Below are 504 nucleotides of genomic sequence, written 5' to 3'. Positions count from 1 at the left end.
ATCTTCAAGCTCCAGCAACTGTTCGTCCGTAATTTTCATTGGCGCCAAAGCAACACGAACGCATTTATCATGTGTCGTTGTTTGCTCTTTGATTATCTCGGTGTACTTATCGTTTAACTTCGAGTTTTCTGCGTAGCTGTAGTACAGCGGGCCGTGCAACGTAATACTTTTGTTTTCATCTACGTAAACAAGGTCTAGCAACTCTAGTGCACCCAGATAATCAGACATGCTTTGCTCTGATAAGTCGTATTTTTTCTTTAAAATTGTGTATCCATCTTTTCCGCGCAACATCCTCAGTTCACGATAAAAATCGTAAAGATGTGGGAACTGAAAAAACACTTCATCTTGTGTTCGACTAAAATAATCTTCATCTTCACCTTGCAACTGATTGGCTAACTTTTGCAATTCATCCAATGTACAGTCAATCGCACGACAGTATTCAAGCAGTTTATCTAACGCGAGGTTGGTACTGGTTAAATGTCTCTTAAAAGTGGACAGTGGCAT

At 39.9% G+C, this 504-nt stretch carries 1 pseudogene; it reads right to left on the bottom strand.

Annotated elements, in window-relative coordinates:
- Positions 1-504: pseudogene (locus R7093_RS28485) on the bottom strand (XRE family transcriptional regulator); the annotation flags it as partial.

This window comes from Vibrio sp. 1580 (assembly GCF_033340055.1).
This window is presented reverse-complemented; position numbering and strand designations above follow the sequence as displayed.